Origin of the sequence: Sporolactobacillus shoreae, assembly GCF_004684935.1 — a bacterium.
Classification (GTDB): Bacteria; Bacillota; Bacilli; order Bacillales; family Sporolactobacillaceae; genus Sporolactobacillus; species Sporolactobacillus shoreae.
In genome coordinates, this window is the sequence record NZ_SRJD01000013.1 from 59,697 (window position 1) to 78,100 (window position 18,404).

At 45.4% G+C, this 18,404-nt stretch carries 15 protein-coding genes; 10 read left to right on the top strand and 5 right to left on the bottom strand.

Translation table 11 applies throughout. From position 1 onward, the window contains the following. Positions 1-59: 59 nt before the first annotated feature. The 3 genes from E4665_RS11725 to E4665_RS11735 all read left to right on the top strand — a co-directional run bounded on the left by E4665_RS11725 (position 60) and on the right by E4665_RS11735 (position 3,348). Positions 60-968: a peptidase U32 family protein gene (locus tag E4665_RS11725; protein WP_135349022.1), complete on the top strand. Its 909-nt coding sequence runs from the start codon at positions 60-62 to the stop codon at positions 966-968. 43 nt (positions 969-1,011) lie between these two features. After that, complete coding sequence (locus tag E4665_RS11730) at positions 1,012-2,235, top strand: peptidase U32 family protein (protein WP_135348979.1); 1,224 nt, start codon at positions 1,012-1,014, stop codon at positions 2,233-2,235. Positions 2,236-2,448: 213 nt separating this feature from the next. Then, complete coding sequence (locus E4665_RS11735) at positions 2,449-3,348, top strand: aldo/keto reductase (RefSeq protein WP_135348980.1); 900 nt, start codon at positions 2,449-2,451, stop codon at positions 3,346-3,348. Between the two features lie 286 nt (positions 3,349-3,634). On the opposite strand, the gene E4665_RS11740 is transcribed toward E4665_RS11735, so the two are convergent. The 5 genes from E4665_RS11740 to E4665_RS11760 form a co-directional block, all read right to left on the bottom strand. After that, on the bottom strand, positions 3,635-4,996 hold the full coding sequence (locus E4665_RS11740) for an MFS transporter (RefSeq protein WP_135348981.1): 1,362 nt from the start codon (positions 4,994-4,996) through the stop codon (positions 3,635-3,637). A gap of 39 nt (positions 4,997-5,035) precedes the next feature. Further along, a complete protein-coding gene (locus E4665_RS11745; RefSeq protein WP_135348982.1) occupies positions 5,036-5,986 on the bottom strand; it encodes a hydroxymethylglutaryl-CoA lyase in 951 nt (316 codons plus the stop codon). Next, entirely contained in the window at positions 5,986-7,191 is a 1,206-nt protein-coding gene (locus E4665_RS11750) for a CaiB/BaiF CoA transferase family protein (RefSeq protein ID WP_135348983.1), read from the bottom strand. The genes E4665_RS11745 and E4665_RS11750 overlap by 1 nt, the downstream gene beginning before the upstream one ends. 5 nt (positions 7,192-7,196) lie before the next feature. Next, the gene (locus tag E4665_RS11755; protein WP_135348984.1) at positions 7,197-7,904 is read right to left on the bottom strand and encodes a FadR/GntR family transcriptional regulator; all 708 of its coding nucleotides are present in this window, start codon (positions 7,902-7,904) and stop codon (positions 7,197-7,199) included. 275 nt (positions 7,905-8,179) lie between these two features. Continuing rightward, entirely contained in the window at positions 8,180-9,607 is a 1,428-nt protein-coding gene (locus tag E4665_RS11760) for a C69 family dipeptidase (RefSeq protein WP_135348985.1), read from the bottom strand. A 246-nt stretch (positions 9,608-9,853) separates the two neighbouring features. Between E4665_RS11760 and cas3 the strand changes: the two genes are divergently transcribed. The 7 genes from cas3 to cas2 all read left to right on the top strand — a co-directional run bounded on the left by cas3 (position 9,854) and on the right by cas2 (position 18,273). After that, complete coding sequence (gene cas3 / locus E4665_RS11765) at positions 9,854-12,301, top strand: CRISPR-associated helicase Cas3' (RefSeq protein WP_135348986.1); 2,448 nt, start codon at positions 9,854-9,856, stop codon at positions 12,299-12,301. A 442-nt stretch (positions 12,302-12,743) separates the two neighbouring features. Then, on the top strand, positions 12,744-13,466 hold the full coding sequence (gene cas5c / locus E4665_RS11770) for a type I-C CRISPR-associated protein Cas5c (RefSeq protein ID WP_135348987.1): 723 nt from the start codon (positions 12,744-12,746) through the stop codon (positions 13,464-13,466). Beyond that, the gene (gene cas8c, locus E4665_RS11775; RefSeq protein ID WP_135348988.1) at positions 13,463-15,376 is read left to right on the top strand and encodes a type I-C CRISPR-associated protein Cas8c/Csd1; all 1,914 of its coding nucleotides are present in this window, start codon (positions 13,463-13,465) and stop codon (positions 15,374-15,376) included. Before cas5c ends, cas8c begins: the two co-directional genes overlap by 4 nt. A 49-nt stretch (positions 15,377-15,425) precedes the next feature. Further along, a complete protein-coding gene (gene cas7c / locus E4665_RS11780) occupies positions 15,426-16,286 on the top strand; it encodes a type I-C CRISPR-associated protein Cas7/Csd2 (protein WP_135348989.1) in 861 nt (286 codons plus the stop codon). Next, on the top strand, positions 16,276-16,944 hold the full coding sequence (gene cas4, locus E4665_RS11785; protein ID WP_135348990.1) for a CRISPR-associated protein Cas4: 669 nt from the start codon (positions 16,276-16,278) through the stop codon (positions 16,942-16,944). The genes cas7c and cas4 overlap by 11 nt, the downstream gene beginning before the upstream one ends. Next, complete coding sequence (gene cas1c, locus E4665_RS11790) at positions 16,941-17,972, top strand: type I-C CRISPR-associated endonuclease Cas1c (RefSeq protein ID WP_135348991.1); 1,032 nt, start codon at positions 16,941-16,943, stop codon at positions 17,970-17,972. The genes cas4 and cas1c overlap by 4 nt, the downstream gene beginning before the upstream one ends. A 10-nt stretch (positions 17,973-17,982) precedes the next feature. Continuing rightward, complete coding sequence (gene cas2 / locus E4665_RS11795; protein WP_135348992.1) at positions 17,983-18,273, top strand: CRISPR-associated endonuclease Cas2; 291 nt, start codon at positions 17,983-17,985, stop codon at positions 18,271-18,273. Positions 18,274-18,404: the final 131 nt, after the last annotated feature.

Below are 18,404 nucleotides of genomic sequence, written 5' to 3' on the forward strand. Positions count from 1 at the left end.
TAGCTGTCATGCTATAATGAGGGATGCAGAATTAAGAGTGATACGGGGGTTTAGACGTGATTAAAATCATTGCCACCGCTGAGTCAGAGGCTCAGGCGGAAGCACTGCTGAGGGCCGGAGCCGACACACTTTATGTTGGCGGGCATCCGTTCGGGCTCCGCATGCCGCGCGCGCTTGGCACGGATCAGATTCAAGCGATCGTGCAAATGGCCCATGCGCTGGGGAAAAAGGTGACCGTTGCCTGCAATGCGCTGATGCACAACAAGCAGATTGAAAAACTGGATAGCTATCTCTCGCAGCTAGCCGAGATGGGGGTTGACGCGGTTACGGTGGGGGATCCTGGAGCTATTTTTACTTTGGAGGAATTGAGCCTCCCGCTTCCTTATATTTATGACGCGGAGACACTTGTCACATCCGCCGAGCAGATTGAATTCTGGATGAAGCGCGGGGCAGCAGGTGCCGTGGCCGCTCGTGAACTGACCCTGACCGAGCTGAAAGAGATACAAGCCAAACTGGATCAGCCGATCGAAATTCTAGCTTACGGACCGACGTGCATTCACCAGTCCGGACGGCCGCTTCTGACCAACTATTATCATTATACGGATCTGGATGAACGGTCGGACAGCGACAGGGGACTTTATCTGCGCGATCCGAAGAATCCGGACAGCCAGTACCCGATTTTTGAAGATGAGGACGGCACACATATTTTTTCAACAGAAGACTTGTCCCTGATGGCTGAGCTTCAGGAACTCTATGACTGCGGGCTTCACACATGGAAGCTGGACGGTGTACTGCTTCACGGCGAAACTTTTGTTAAAATTACCGCGCTGTTCGCGGAGGCGAAAAAAGCACTGGAGTCCGGCACATTTGAGCCGACCGGATTCTGCAACCGGCTACGGGAACTGCAGCCACTGTCGCGGCCGCTAGGCACAGGCTTTTATCTGAAAAAACCGGATGATGTGAAATAGTCAGTTTATTATTAAACTGATGTCAAAATGAAAGGATCGCATGATGAGAAAAATTTTAAATAAACCTGAAGTGCTGGCTCCGGCTGGCAATCTGGAAAAGTTGAAGATGGCGATCCGCTATGGCGCAGACGCAGTGTATATCGGCGGACAGGCGTACGGTCTGCGGTCGCGGGCAGGGAACTTTTCATTTGATGAAATGCGCGAAGGTGTTGCATTTGCGCACAGCCGCGGTGCGAAAGTCTATGTTGCAGCGAATATGGTAACTCACGAAGGTGACTCGGAAGGTGCCGGAAACTTTTTCAAAACCCTGAAAGATATTGGCATCGATGCTGTGATCATTTCAGATCCGGCGATGATCACTATCTGCTTTAACGCCGCGCCCGGGCTCCCGATCCATCTGTCGACACAGGCATCGGCAACCAACTACAAAACCCTTGAATTCTGGAAAAGTGTCGGCCTGGAGAGGGTCGTGCTTGCCCGTGAAGTTGGCATCGAGGAAATCCGCGAAATGCGGCGTCACACGGACATTGAAATCGAAGCATTCGTTCATGGCGCGATGTGCATCGCCTACTCTGGCCGCTGCACGCTGTCCAATCACATGGTGAATCGCGACGCCAATCGCGGCGGCTGCGCGCAGTCGTGTCGCTGGAAGTATGATCTGTTTGAAATGGACGGCACCACAGCGAAAACTCTGGTTCCTGAAGGTGCCGAACCGTTTTCGATGAGCGCGGTCGACCTGTCGATGCTGCGCCATCTTCCCGATATGATTGAGGCGGGTGTCAACAGCCTGAAGATTGAAGGGCGGATGAAGTCGATCCATTACGTGTCAACCGTGTCGAACGTTTACAGCAAAGCAGTCGATACATACTGCGCTGATCCTGATCATTTTACTTTCGATCCGGCTTGGGAAGACGAAATATGGAAGGTTGCCCAACGCGATCTTTCTACAGGATTCTACTATCAAGTGCCGACCGAAAAAGAACAGCTTTTCGGCCAGCCACGAAAAATACCGCAGTACACTTTCGCCGCCCAAGTCATGAGCTACGATCCAGCAACGAAAATCGCCACCTTGCAGCAGCGCAATAATTTCGGTGCTGGCGAAGAGGTCGAGTTTTACGGACCGGGCTTCGTACACTTCAAACAGACGGTCCGCGATCTGTGGGACGAAGACGGCGAGCCGATCGACCGGGCGCCGAATCCGATGATGACCATCACAATGACTGTCGATCAGCCGGTTGAACCCTACTATTTAATGAGAAAAAAATAATGCAAAGCCTCCACTGAAGATGGTGGAGGCTTGTTTCTGCCCTTCGTTGCGGTGGGTTTCTCGCTTTGATTGTCGAGTATCTCATCTTTCTTGTCGAATATCTACCGTTCACTTATGTTTAAAAAATGAAAGCGTATTACTTACTGTTTGAAAAATGATCTTCTATAATATAAACTGAGAGATTTCATCACGGAAAACAGGAGGATTGAAAAAATGGAATACGTGGATGTTGCAGAAGGACTCAGGTTTTCTAAGGTAATTGCCGGTACCATGAGAGCCGCACGCGAGGATTTGAGCGGCAAAAAGATGGCTGACTTCGTGGACCAGTGCCTGAACACCGGCGTGACAACCTTCGATCACGCCGATATTTATGGATACTTTGAAAGCAGCCGACTGTTCGGCGAAGCGGTGCTGAAGGATCATCCGTCGCTGCGTGATCAGATTCAGATCGTGACGAAGTTTAATATCATCCTGCCGCGTGAGGAAAACGGCTATGCCCACTACTATGATTCATCGGTTCAGCACTTAAATGAGTCGCTGAACAAATCGCTTGAAGTGCTCCATACCGATTATGTCGATGTGCTCTTGATCCATCGTCTCGATCCGCTGCTGAATCCGAAAGAGCTTGCAGAAGGACTGGACGAACTGGTCAGGCAGGGTAAGGTTCGCCACATCGGCATTTCGAACGCCAGCTACACCTACTTTGAAATGGTCAGCAAATACGCTAAGACGCCGCTTGTCACCAATCAAATCGAAGTCAATCCGCTTTATACCGATACCTTTTTCGATGGGACGATGGACAGCGTGCTGATTCATGACATCCCTGTCATGGCCTGGTCTCCACTCGCCGGCGGTGCACTTTTCCATCCGAAAACCGGCCAGCAATTCCGCGTCCGCGAAATTCTCGAACAGATGGCGAAAAAATATGAAGTGGATTCCATTGATAAAATCGCCTATGCCTTCATTAATAAACTTCCGGCTACTGTCTGCCCGGTCGTCGGTTCCACCAAATTCGAACGTCTCCAGTCAGCGATTGATGCCCAGAACATTCAACTGACGAACAAAGACTGGTTCAAGATTCTTGAAGTATCGCGCGGGAGAGAAGTACTGTAATCCACTAGAAGAGTAAAGCCCTCATGTCGCTTCAGCACGGCAGGGGGGCTTTATTTATGCGCTCGTGGCATGGGCGGTGAATTGGCAGCAGGAACTGTGAATCAAAGGGTGTCCATTCTGACCGACTGATGTTTCATTTCCGGAGCTGATTGAGGAGTCGGATCGCTTTTTTTTCTCCAATATAAAAAGATCGTTCCCGCATTCAGAATAAACGAGAACGAACAGGTTCAATTTTCCGGCCAAATACTATTCTCATATTCTCTTTGCAGATAACCCGAATCGCTCATTATTGAACCGGTGAGATATCCTCAAGATCCCGTTTGCTGGTTTGCGGGCCGAAGCAGCCGATGACAAAGGCTACGATCAGCATCGACAATGAGATGAAGGAAAAGACTCCGAATACACCAAAGTGAACGAGCAGTTGAGCGATCACGATGCTGGAAAATGCGGAGCTGAGTCTGCCCCAGCTGTAGCTGAATCCGACACCCGTAGCTCTTAGGCGGGTCGGGAACAGCTCCGCCTGATAAGAGTGATAGATTGAGCTGAACCAGTTGTTCAGAAGTGTAATGGTAATGCCGACGAGAATGATCCAGACCGGGATTCTCATCAATGAGAAGATGATACCGAAAGCGGCGATAGCCAGAGAAATGAAAACGATCAGCCATTTTCGTTCCATTCGGTCGGAGGTGGCCATACCCAGAATAGGACCGAATGGATTCGCAAGCGCGATGATAAAAGTGTAAAGGAGAGAATGAACCAGGGTCACCCCTTCACTGACCAGAAGCGTCGGTACCCAGGACGCAAATCCATAAAAACCGACCGTCTGGAAGATGTTAAAGACGATCAGCATGATCGTACGTGACCGGTAAGGCGGCTTGAAAATTTCAGAGAATGAACCCTTCTCTGTTTCTTCAATCCGGTCTACGGTAACAGAGGGAAGGCTTCCTTTCTCTAAGAGGATCTCGTTTTCAATTCGCGCTAACGCTTGTTCTGCATCTTGGGTTCTGCCCATTTTCTCGAGCCATCGCGGCGACTCAGGAAGCCCGGCGCGAATCCACCAGATCAGAATGGAACCGAATCCGCCGATCATGACGACCCAACGCCAGCCGTCAATCAGAAAATGGGCGGGAACAAGCAGATAGGAAAGGAGTGTCACGATCGGAACGGCCAGAAAAGTAATAAAATGGGCGTAAGCGACATAGAAACCACGGTATCGGCTCGGTGTCAGTTCACTGATGTACGTGTCGATAATCACGAGCTGGGCACCGACGCCAAGTCCGGCACCAAACCTCAGAATGTCAAGCCAGACCTGGTTCGGAGAGAATGCCATGAGAATGGTAAAAAGTGAATAGATCAGCAAGGAGTAGACATAGCCGTTTCTTCTTCCGATCTTATCACTGAGTCGACCGAAAAATGTTGTGCCGAAAAACATGCCGAGAAATCCGGAACCGATAAAGAAGGCGAGTGTTGTTGGCGTCAAGATACCGGCTTCGATCAGTTTGACACCAATTGCCCCGGCGAGAAACAGTTCATAAAATTCAAAGATTCCTCCCGTTGCAATTCGTGTGACCATTTTTCGAAAAACGCGGGAAGAGGGGAGGCGGTTCATCCGGTCGGCAACAGTCGCTTTTCCATTGTCCTGAATCATCAAAACATTCCTCCTTTTTGTAAGTGCTTACATTTAACTTTAGCTTTTTTCTTCTTTGGTCTGACCGGCAGGCTGCTCATGTTTTTTGGGAACGCCGGCTTGCAGCAGGAAGCTTCCTCCGTCATGGCCGACTACTTTTTTCATTTCCTGTGCGGCCAGAAGCAGATCGTTGAGCCGGGTACCTGTTGCGATACCCATTTCCTGAAACATGAAGACAAGATCTTCAGACGCGACATTACCGCTGGCGCCGGGGGCGTAGGGACAGCCGCCCAGTCCCGCGGCCGAACTGTCAAATTCGACAATGCCCTGCTGCAGCGCGGCCAGAACGTTGGCCTGGGCTAATCCGCGGGTATTATGAAAGTGGGCGGAGAACGTGACATCAGGGAAACGGTCCCGCATTTTTCCAAACAGATCGAAAACCCGTCTGGGATTAGCCATCCCCGTGGTATCTGCAAGAGAAATCTCCTGAATCCCGAGTCGGGTGTAGCTCAGGATGAGCCGTTCAACCTGCTGCGGTGAAACCTCTCCCACATACGGACAGCCGAAAGCGACAGAAATCGATCCGGTAGCCTTGATCCCTTTACTTTGAGAATAATCGGCAATCGATTGAATACGGACAAGTGCCTGATCCACTGTACAATTGGTATTTGCCAGACTATGTGCATCAGTGGCGGACAGGATACATTTGACTTCTTTGATCCCTGCTTGAAAAGCTCGCTCTGCACCCCTGGCGTTAGGAATGAGCGCCCGGAGCGCGAGACCCGGCAGATGGCGGACAGCGGCGACTACTTGTTCCGCATCCTTCAACTGAGGAATAGCCAGAGGATGGACGAAAGAAGTCACTTCCATGGATGTCACTCCGGCCTGATGCAGTCGATGAATCAGGTTTATTTTTTCTTCAGTCGGAATCCATTTCTTTTCCGCCTGAAATCCATCACGAGGCGCTACCTCACAAAGTTGGACCTGTTTGGGTAGTTTGAACTCGTTCATCAGATCACTCCTTTTTCCTTCAGCGCTTTCAGTTTTTCAGGGGACAGGCCGAGTTCTCCGATATAAATTTCCTCATTTTGTTCCCCAAGCTCAGGCGCAGGGCGACGGATGGATCCCGGCGTTCTCGAAAATCTGGGTACAACGCCCGGCACTTTGATGGTTCCGAGGCGGGGGTGCTCGACCTCGACAATATTTTCTCTAGCAAGATATTGCGGGTCGTGGAAAATATCCTCAATACTATAAATCGGACTGACGGGGACGCCGTTCTGATCAAGCAGGTCAACGAGCGCCTTCTGATCGAAACCACGGATCCAATCAGAAACAATCGTCTGAACCTGCTGGTCATTCGCCAGCCGGGCGGAGTTGGTGCAGAATCTCGGATCGCTTAGCATGTCCGTCCTACCCATTGTCTCCGCGAGACGTTCAAAAGTGGCATCGGTACTGGTGACCAGCACGACATACTTTTCATCTTTCGTTTCATAGGTTCCGGCCGGACTCGAATGGCCTTCAAGCCCGGGACTTCTGCCGCGTACGTAACCTAACTGATCATATTCGGCAATCAGGAATTCCATCATCCGGATCATCGGCTCATAAAGACCAAACTCCGCAATCTGTCCTTCCCGGTCATCAGACTTTTCAAGATAATAAAGGGCAGACACGGCTGCCAGAGCGGCAAATATTCCGGCCAGATAATCCAGTAACGAGAACGATGGGGTGACCGGGGGCCGATCCTTATATCCTTGCAGGTAGGTATAGCCGCTGAACGCTGTCGCGGGGGTCCCGAAGCCAGCCTTATGGCGATAAGGTCCTGTTTGGCCGTATCCGGAGACACGAATCATGATGAGCCGCGGGTTGATTGCTTTTAATTCCTGATAGCCGAGCGACCATTTTTCCAATGTTCCAGGGCGAAAGTTTTCAATCAGAACATCTGTTTTTTTAATCAGTTGCCTGAACAATTCTTTTCCTTCTTCAGTACGAATGTCCAGTGTCACCGATTTCTTATTTCGGGACATCCCTGGCCAGCGCAGAGATTCACGGTCTTTCCAGGGACCGACGTTCCGGAGCGTATCGCCGCGTCCCGGCAGTTCGACTTTGATCACATCCGCGCCAAGGTCGCCGAGCAGGGAGGCTCCGAACGGTGCAGCGATCATCGTTGAAATATCAAGTACCCTGACACCGTCAAGCGGTCCGTTTGTTTGATTCATTTCCATCACCTCTCTTTAAATGGGTCTTTATCCAGGACAAAGTTGCGGAGGGCTTGAAGATGAGCCAGAGTCGATTGGGATGCAAGCGTTTGATCTCTGGAACGTACGGCATCCAAAATCGCCAAATGTTCCTCGGCATCTTCCCCCCGCCGTTCCTGAGAGACAAGCGTCCACTTTCTTGTTTGCTGAATGAGATGAGCATTCGCCTGCATCATGGACAGAAGAATAAAATTTCGGGATGTTTCAGCAAGGGACAGGTGGAAGTTGAGGGGTGTGCGCATCACTTTCCTCGGATTTTCAAAATCAGCGGCCATTTGATCAAGCTTTAGCTTTATCTGCTGCAGTTCTTCGTCAGTCGCCCGCAGGCAAGCGAGCCGGGCAATTTCCGGTTCAATCGCTTCGCGGGCTTCTAGAAACAGAAGCAGGGAGTTTTTCGTGATCGCATCTACGGGTTTGATCCTGTAAGACACAACCAGCTGGCGCTCCGCAATGAAACGGCCGCCTCCTTGACGGGATAGGACCAGCCCTTCGGATTCAAGAACGCGGAACGCTTCACGCAAGGATGTCCTGCTGCAGCCCAGGGTTTCAGCCATCGCTCGTTCACTGGGCAGACGGTCACCGGGCTTCATTTTTTCAGCATTGATCAATGCTTTGATCTGCAAGATGATCGATTCATACAACCGCTGATTTTTTACTTCTGAGAAGAGTGACATTCAGAGATCCCCTTTCACCATTGGGCTGCTGGGCAGCCCAATTTACCGTCACTATATGATTCAGAACCTCAGAGTATGAACGATTGGTGACATTTTTTGAAGGTCAAAAATTTTCAGCTGATTGAATCGCTGAACGGTACCTTTTTCTTTCAGCCGATCGATTTTCGTCAGGGGTAATGTTCCCCGGTCCGAAAAATTGGAAATAAAAAAGTCCGTAATCCCATACAGGATCACGGACAAACGTGGTTCACGTTAAGAATCGTTTGTTCTCTAGCTTAAAGATTCTTATCCATATTAAAAGTCAGCTTGGACAGTGACATCGAATCCGTCGACAGCTTCTGGAACAGCTCATACGTTTTGCGCATCGCAAGTGCCGCGTTTTCCGTGCTCGCCTCAGTGAGAATTTCCGGAATCTGCGTCTTATCCGCTTTTTCTGCCGCTTCATCCGCCTTTGCCAAGTTTCCGAGGAACGCACTGTGCAGGTCGCCCTTATAATCCAAAACCTCTTTCAGAAATGCTTCGTAGTGCGGTTCGACAACGACCGAGATCATTTTATAGAGCCAGTAAGCCGAATCGAGGGACAGCTTTTTCGGCGCGACCGCATAGCTTTCCGGCACGGACGTGATATTGGTATAAAACGGCACATACGGGCTGAAGGCACTGACCGCGAGCGACAGCCACTGGACACCGGCGATTTCATCCGGAACATTCGGACGGATCTGCAGAATGTGGGAGTCCTGCGTCCGGTTCAGCGAAATCGCGCGGAAAGCGGTTTTCTCTTTTTCACTGCCCGTGCCAAGCGGGTCGTAAGGTGTCTCCTGATAATGAGAGCTCAAAATATAGGCAATATCCTCCACGCCGATTTTCCGGTTTGCTTTCCGAAGAAAGGGCAAATCGTCGGACATCGGATCCTGTTCAATTTCAGGATTCAGGTACTTCTGCCCGTACCAGACGCGCGGTGTATTGTAATGGTGGTCAAAAACGGTTTGCGTACCGAAAATATTTCTGAAATTAATCGTATCAAATCCGGTATTCAGATGATATTTTTCAATAAAATCGATCAGATGTGTAGCTAGCAGGAAGTTATCCTTATCATGCGGATCAATCTCCTGAATCGCCATCTGATTCGCAACGACAGCGTACGAATCGTCCGGTATACGCTGGGCAACCCACTGGTGGCCGGTCGCAATCTCCATATACCAGACCTCGTCCTTATCGGAAAAAAGCATACCGTTGGATTCCGCGGAACCATATTTCTCAACAATTTTGCCAAGACGCAGCACGCCGTCACGGGCCGATGTGATATAAGGAAGAACGACCGTAACCATGCTGTCTTCGGCGATCCCGTTCTCAACGAGCGGGTCGTAGCCGAGTACGCGTGGATTGCCATAAACACTTTCCGTCGCGCTCATCCCGACATTCAATTCATTGATTCCGGCATCCGGATACGTTTCATAGCGATCTTCGCGATCGGGAACCGCTGTGTACCGGAGCCGCTCCCGCGGAAGTGTGATCTGAAAATGATTGCATGGCGAGTCGTAGTGCTCGTCCTGATCTAGAACTTCATGCGGATGAACCGTGAACCGCTTCGGGACGATCACATCATAACTGTCCCCGTTGCGCGCGATCATCGTCGAGCCGTCCAGTGTCGCGTCCTTGCCGACCAGTACTGTCGTACAGGCCGCGTGTGTGTTTTGGTGCATTGTGTCATCCCTTACTCATTTGGATTTAGAAATAGTAGGTTTTCTTATACATTATACATCCTGAAGTATTGAAGTGACCTGATCGCTGACCGTCTGTTTTAAAAATTGAAAAAGCCAGAGGATTTAGTACAAAAAGTTCGAGAAATTAGTTCTATTTTGAAGGATTATTGACGAATATGTAGAATTTACCTATTATGCTCATGCATCTTGTAAAATCAAATAAGCATTCCAGAAAGAGTGAAAGCCATGCCAAAACAGTTTGTAGCGCATTACCGTGAAAGTGATAAGCAACCACAGACAGTTAAGGAACATCTGCTGGAAGTGAAGCGGCTTTCCGAATATTACGGAGCAGAATTAAATGTAGGCCATATTACTGGACTGGCTGGTATGTTGCACGATCTCGGAAAATACACGGAAGCATTTCAAAATTATTTACAGCTGGCCGTCTTTCACCCGGAATCAGCACTTAGGCGCGGATCGGTTGACCATGCTTCGGCCGGAGGAAAGCTTCTTTACGAAATCTTTCATGAGGCGACCCCAAAGGATAAATTTAAAATGATACTGGCTGAGGTTGTCGGTAATGCGATTATTTCTCATCACTCCTACTTACACGATTATATAAATGCGTCATCTGAATCTCCATATTACCAGAGAGTCACTAAGAATGAGGACATACTACCGGAATATTCAAAAGCGAAAGAGCATTTTTTTTATGAAATTATGACAGCGGAAGATCTAGCTGACTATGTCGATCAGGCAGTGGATGAGCTCAAACAATACATAAAGACAAATAAGGGCAATGTAGTGGAAAAATTAACGCTGTTCACTCGTTTTGTATTCAGTTGCCTGATTGATGCAGATCGAACGAATACACGTTTGTTTGAAGAAAACAGAACGCTCACGCCAGTGAATAGCCATAATTTATTCAACGATTACTATAAAAAATTGATTTGTTCTTTAGATTCCCTGAATGATAAGCCAGAATCACATACACTAATTAATCAGTTGCGGGGTAAAATGTCTGAGCGGTGCGAACGTTTTGCAAGTAAGTCCTCGGGTATCTATACACTATCTATTCCGACCGGAGGAGGAAAAACGCTTGCCAGCCTCCGCTATGCACTAAAACATGCCCAATTGTTTGATAAGAAGCAAATTATTTATGTTGTGCCCTATACAACCATTATTGAACAAAATGCGAAAGTGATCCGTGGAATTCTGGATGACGATGAGCATATTCTGGAACATCATTCGAATGTGGTAGAAAGCAATAATAGGAGTGGCGATGAAACGGAAGATGGAGCTTTAACTATCCGTGAAAAGTTGGAATTGGCAAAAGATAATTGGGATTGTCCAATCATTTTAACAACAATGGTTCAATTTCTGGACACTTTTTACAAACTTGGTTCGCGAAATATTCGCCGATTGCATCATCTGACTCAAGCGGTAGTAGTTTTTGATGAGGTCCAAAAAGTGCCGATTCATTGTGTCGCTCTCTTTAATCATGCGTTAAACTTCTTAAACAAGTTCGGTCAAACAAGCATCCTGCTCTGTACCGCAACACAACCGGCGCTGGATTATGTCCATCATCGTTTGGAAATTAGCAGTAACGGAGAAATTGTCAGTCAACTGAATCAAGTAGCTGACGCTTTTAAACGGGTGAAGATAGTCGACCGTTCATACCGTGAAACATTTGATAACGACAAGCTTATCGATTTTGTCGGGGAATTATTGGGAGATGTCCGCAATATCCTCATTATTTTAAATACACGCGCAGTCGTACGGTCGCTCTATCAAATATTGAAAAACAAGTATTTGGGAGTGCGGGTTTTTCATTTAAGCACATCCATGTGCGCTACGCATAGAGAAAAAATATTAGAAGACATTAAAACCAGCCTTGAGAAAAAACAAAAAGTCATCTGTATCAGCACGCAATTAATTGAAGCAGGTGTCGATATTAGTTTTGAATGCGCAATCCGGTCGCTTGCCGGGCTTGATTCAATTGCTCAGGCGGCGGGACGATGCAACCGAAACGGTGAGTACGATGGGCTGCGAAAAGTCTATATTATTGATCATGATGAAGAAAAACTCGATTCTTATGCGCTAGAAGAAATTAGGAAAGGGAAATCCATAACGAAAAACATTCTTGCCGACATGCATCGGGATCCTACCAGCTATGGTGGCAGTGTGCTATCGAAGTCGGCGATGGACTGGTATTTCCAATGCTTTTTCAGTGAAATGAATGCAAAATTGGATTTTAATATCTCAAATTTGAAGATAACCATGACTCAGTTACTGTACGCCGATCGGGAAAGCAGCTATCTGAAAGCTTATAAGGAGGCTCATAACGGTAAAACTTTGCCGCTTATTTTACTTAGTAGCCTGCGCACAGCCGCTGAAAACTTTTATGTCATTAAAAATACAACAAAATCAGTGATTGTGCCCTATAGAGAGGGAGAAAACCTTATAGTGCAATTGGGTAGCACTGAGTCTATCGAGGATTTAAACGAACTTCTAAGAAAAGCGCAACATTTTTCAATCAATGTATATGATCAGGAATTGAAACGACTAGAACAGGGGGGGCAGCTTGCTTACTATCTGGATGGTCAAGTTCTCGCATTGAAGGAGTCGGCCTACAGTGATGAATATGGACTTGATATTGAAGGGGAAAGCGGGTTTGAATTTTGTGGATATTAAAAAACCTATTAAGTATCAATAGGTTTTTTGATGATGATTCACATAATATGATTTTCAATCCACGCTGAGTGATCAGCGATTTAGTATTCATTATATTTTGTTCTTTATCAGATTATTCATAGTGGATGGCGGAATAATTAATAAGTGATTTACATAACTACGAGAAAAAAGGAATGGAGAGATTAAATGTGTTAATTCAAAAATATTTTTGTTCCATAACAAGATTTAAAAAGTCAGTTGCAATACAAGGTAAAAGCAAAATGATGATGAGTAACCATCAAAGTAAAATTTATATCAAAATAACGCAAAAAATTAATCAGAAACGAATTTATCAGGACTAGTCATCTAATCTGAGTTAAAGAGGGTGGTAGAATGGATGACAAAAAATATCCTTGATTGTTTTCTTTTTTCAGTTAATTAAATTATTCATGGAGGTGAGAAAGTGAAGAATTCATACGAATTTGTTGTATACGCTCCCTATGCTCTTTTTACCGATCCTCTGACGAAGATAGGCGGAGAAAAGAGCACGTACCAAATCCCGACTTACCAGGCTTTGAAAGGGATGGCTGAATCCATATATTGGAAGCCCACGATTATTCATTACATCGATGCGGTGCGGGTTATGAATGTCATTCGGATGGAGTCAAAAGGCCTTCGTCCGATTGAGTATGGCGGAGGCAACACCTTGGCTAATTATACATATTTAAAAGAGCCTAAATATATAGTCAAGGGTCATTTTGAATTTAATATGAATCGACCAGACTTGGAATCTGATCGTAATGAGGGCAAACATTACAGCATCTTCCAGCGTGCACTTAAAGCGGGCGGCCGCCGCGACATTTTTCTGGGAACGCGAGAATGTCAGGGATACGTTGAACCGTGTTCGTTCGATGAAGGCAGTGGTTTTTATGACGATAGGGAAGAAGAAATTTATTTTGGCACAATGGTTCATGGCATTTCCTATCCGGACGAAACAGGCAGAGATGAGCTGGAAGTTCGGCTCTGGCAACCGGTGATGAAAAAGGGTGTGATCCGGTTTATTCGCCCTGAAGAGTGTACTGAAGTTAGAAAAGTTAAAGAAATGACTTTCAAAAAATTTGACCTTACAGATATAGAAACGGCTGATTCCTTGCTCAATGCTTTGGAAAGGGGGGCAATGCGGTGAGCTGGCTATTGAATTTATACGAAACCTATGAAACTAACAAGGACTTTGTCGGCAAAATAGATTACATGCGTAGTGGACAGGCATTCACACTTCTTCCTGTTTCTCATACAACGCAAACAGCCCATATTGAAGTTGTAATTACTGAAGATGGATCATTTTATACGGCGCATGTTATCGATAAGAATGATCGAGACACGATTATCCCATGTACGGAAGACTCCGCCAGTAGGGCCGGAGCAGTAATTGCCCCCTATCCGCTTCACGATAAACTCAGCTACGTTGCCGGAGACTTTGTTGCTTATGGCGGAAAAATTAGGGATAAGGGCCATGAACCATTTTCAAATTATATCAATAATTTGAAAAAGTGGGCAGAATCTCCGTACACCACGTCTTCAGTCAAAAGTATCTATGCCTATTTAAGCAAAAGGCAATTGATTAAAGATTTGGTTACCGAAAAAGTTCTTTGGCTTGATGAAAAAGATCAATTAATTACTAAGTGGAATGAGAAGTATAAACTCCTGTGTGGAGGTAAGAAGCCGGATATCTTTTTAGCAGTACCTTCCGGTCAGGATAGTGCATTTGTTCGCTTCACCGTTTATTCCAAAGAGAAATTGCTGTCTAAAGTCTGGCTAAATAAAGAAATGTATGATTCATTCACTCGCTTCTATAATGATCAGCTGAAAGAAAGGGACCTTTGCTTCGTCTCAGGACATTGGCTTCCGGCAACTGAAAAACATGCCAATAAAATCAGGAATGCTGGAGATAAAGCCAAATTAATTTCTGCTAACGATACAAGCGGGTTCACGTATAGAGGACGCTTTAATGAGAGCCATGAGGCGGCAAGCATCAGTTACGAAGTATCACAAAAAGCACACAATGCACTGAAGTGGTTGATTCGCCGTCAGGCACGGATTGTTGATAATCGAGTATTTCTAGTCTGGTCGAATCATGATGATAAGGTTCCTAATCTTGAAGATGACATCTATGATATCTCTCAACTTAGCGACGAGAGTGAAGATCCAAGCGCATTTACAAACAATGAATTTGCTAATGAGTTTAAGAAAGCTATGAACGGTTATCGTAATAAACTGAATCCTGACGCTAAAGTTAATATACTTATTCTTGATTCGGCTACAACTGGTCGACTAGCTATTCTTTATTACCGTAATATGCAACAAGAGGTTTATTTAACTAATTTAATAGATTGGCATTCGCAATGTGTTTGGCGACATGATTATCGAAAAGGAAAAGATAAACAGTTACCTCCATATTTTGGAGCTCCGGCAAACAAGGATATTGCGTATGCAGCTTACGGATCGAAAGCAAGCGATAAAGTGGTTAAAGGGTTGATGGAGCGTTTGGTTCCCTGCATTGTTGATGAAAAAAGAATGCCAAATGATATCGTTCGTTCTGCTTTCTATCGGGCACGGAATCCGGTTGCTATTGATAGATGGGAATGGGAAAAAACGTTGAGCATCACCTGTGCATTGATCAACAGACAAGAATATGAGGACAACGGGAGGGGATTTACAGTGGCATTGGATGAACAAATTACAGACAGGAGCTATCTGTTCGGTCGGCTTTTAGCAATTGCAGATGTTCTTGAACATCGCGCTCTTAAATCGGAAGACTGGAGATTAAGTAATGCGACACGTTACATGAATGAATTCTCTGAGCATCCGGAACGAACATGGAAGACGATTCAGTCCAGCCTAGTTCCATATCAGGCACGTATTGGCAGAAGCGGTTGGTATCTCACACAATTAATTGATGACGTGGCAGCTAAAATAAGTTATCAGGATTTTGGCAATCAACCATTAACTGGGAAATTTTTGCTGGGATTTTATAGCCAGCGCCATCAGCTTTACCAGAAGAAAAAAGATGCAGATTCAGTTACTGAAACAAATTAACAGCAAAATTTTTTAAGAAGAACAAAATAAATTATTAGGAGAGATTCACATGGCTGTTCTAGATCACAAAATTGATTTTGCAGTTATACTGACTGTCAGCAAAGCTAATCCGAACGGTGACCCGCTAAACGGGAACCGACCTAGGCAGAATTATGAAGGATTTGGAGAGATTTCCGATGTGGCGATTAAACGCAAAATAAGAAATCGTCTTCAGGACATGGAAGAATCTATTTTTGTACAGTCCAATGACAGACAATCTGACCAATTCAACAGTCTCCGTGAACGTGCGGATGGAAATGAAGCATTAAAAGAAATAGCGAAAGACAAAAAGAAAACCAGCGAGGATTATGCTGTGGTCGCATGCAAGGAATGGATCGATGTAAGAAGCTTCGGACAGGTTTTTGCTTTCAAAGGCGGAGCGGGAAAGGGTGTGTCAGTTGGGGTACGCGGACCAGTAACTGTACAAACAGCAGTGAGTGTGGCACCGATTGATATTTCCAGTATGCAGATTACGAAGAGTGTTAACTCTGAGCCGGGAGAGGGAAAAGGATCAGATACGATGGGGATGAAGCACCGTGTTGATTTTGGTGTCTATCGTTTTAATGGAAGCATTAATACTCAATTGGCTGAAAAAACAGGTTTCACCATTGAAGATGCCGAAAAAATAAAACAGGCACTGATCTCCCTTTTTGAAAATGATGCTTCCTCCGCCCGTCCTGAAGGCAGTATGGAAGTTTATAAAGTTTACTGGTGGGCCCATAGAAGCAAGCTGGGTCAGTACTCATCCGCAAAAGTACATCACTCTCTTGAAATAAAAGCTGTTAATGATACGCCAAGGAGATTAGAAGATTACGAGATTACTCTCGACAAATTGGAGGAACTGGAAGTAGAGGTTTTCGATGGTCGCTGATGAAAATGAAGAAGATAACTATTTAATGTTGTCAGGTATCCAGCATTTTCAATTCTGCAGACGGCAATGGGCATTGATTCATATTGAACAGCAATGGAGCGAGAACGTCAAAACGGTTGAAGGCCAGTTTCTCCATCGTCGTGCAGATGAACCTTTTACCAGAGAAAAGAGGGGAGATAAACTTATTGTTCGTGCGATGCCCATAAAATCACGTCAATTAAAAATTACAGGCATCTGTGATGTTGTCGAATTTGTAAGGGATGAAAAACAGGGTGTTGCGATCAATGGAATGGATGGAAAGTACACCGCTTATCCTGTTGAATATAAGCATGGTAAGCCAAAAGTAGATGATTCGGACGTCTTGCAACTCACTGCACAGGCTTTGTGTCTTGAAGAAATGCTGCTCTGTGAAGTTACTAAGGGATATATTTTCTACAATGAAATAAAACACAGAATTCAAGTGGATTTAACTGATTCTATTAAATCAAAAGTAAAATCCATGGTTGCTGAAATGCAGGACTATTACCGGAGACAATATACACCTAAAGTTCGAACAGGCCCATTTTGTAAAAGCTGTTCACTTCAAAATATTTGTCTTCCTGGATTGATGAAGAAGCGGTCTGTAAAGAGTTTTATTGAAGGGAAAATCTATGAATGAAAAAACTCCTGAATACTTTATATATTACTCAGCCGGATACCTATCTGTCCCTAGATGGTGACAATATTGTCTTATCGAGAGAAAGAGAGAGAATCGGCAGACTACCTCTTCACAATTTGGAATCCATTGTTGCTTTTGGTTATACTGGAGCCAGCCCGGCATTAATGGGTTATTGCGCAGAACGAAATATTTCAATTTCTTTTCTGACCATGAATGGGCGTTTTCTTGCCCGTGTTATTGGGAAAAGCAGAGGTAATGTTGTCCTTAGGAAACAACAGTATCGGGTCTCAGATAACGAAGAGGGTTCGGCTGCAATTGCCAAAAATTTTATTGTAGGGAAAGTATATAACCACAAGTGGATTTTGGAACGGATGACTCGTGACTACCCGCTGAGAATCAATGTTTCCGATTTTAAAAAAGTTTCGGGAGTTTTATCGCTGCTCATTAAAGAAATACGTGAATGTGATGACTTAGAACGGTTGAGAGGACTGGAAGGACAGGCCGCAACTAGTTATTACAATTTATTTGATAATATGATATTGCAGCAAAAAGATGATTTTATTTTTAAGGGACGATCGAGAAGACCGCCGTTGGACAATGTGAATGCTATGCTGTCATTTGCCTATACACTGCTGGCTAATGACATGACTTCTGCGCTTGAGGGCGTGGGACTGGACGCATATGTCGGATTCTTGCATCGAGATCGTCCAGGTAGAGCATCACTAGCACTTGATGCTATGGAAGAACTTCGTGGTGTATATGCGGATCGATTTGTTCTCTCTTTGATCAATAAAAAAGGAGTACACGGCGATGATTTTTTGAAGAAGGAGAACGGAGCGGTCATCATGACTGACGAGGCTAGAAAGAATTTTTTAAAAGCGTGGCAGAATAAAAAACAGGAAAAAATTACTCATCCTTTTTTAGGAGAAAAAATTTCATGGGGTTTAGTGCCACATGTTCAAGCCTCATTACTCGCCCGATTTTTGAGAAATGATTTTGATGAGTATCCACCATTTCTATGGAAGTAGGCGATGAACAATGCTGGTTCTTATTACTTATGATGTCAGCACCGTAACGACTGCTGGCCAAAAAAGATTGAGAAAAGTGGCTAAAATTTGCCAAAATTATGGACAACGAGTTCAAAATTCAGTTTTTGAGTGCATCGTTGATGCTACCCAATTTACCACTCTTAAAATAGAACTAACCGCCATTATCGATGTATCTCGGGATAGCCTTAGATTTTATCAATTAGGGAAAAATTACAAGAATAAGGTCGAACACATTGGGGCCAAAGATTCGATTAATTTAGAAGGGCCGCTACTTTTCTAGTGCGAATGAACAGTTCACAGTTTTTTTCAGGAACATTCGCACCAATTTTCATTCATAAAAAATGGATATATTTACATAATAATCCATTTTCTTTTAGATTTACTGGATTTATTAGCGCGATTTCGTGAACT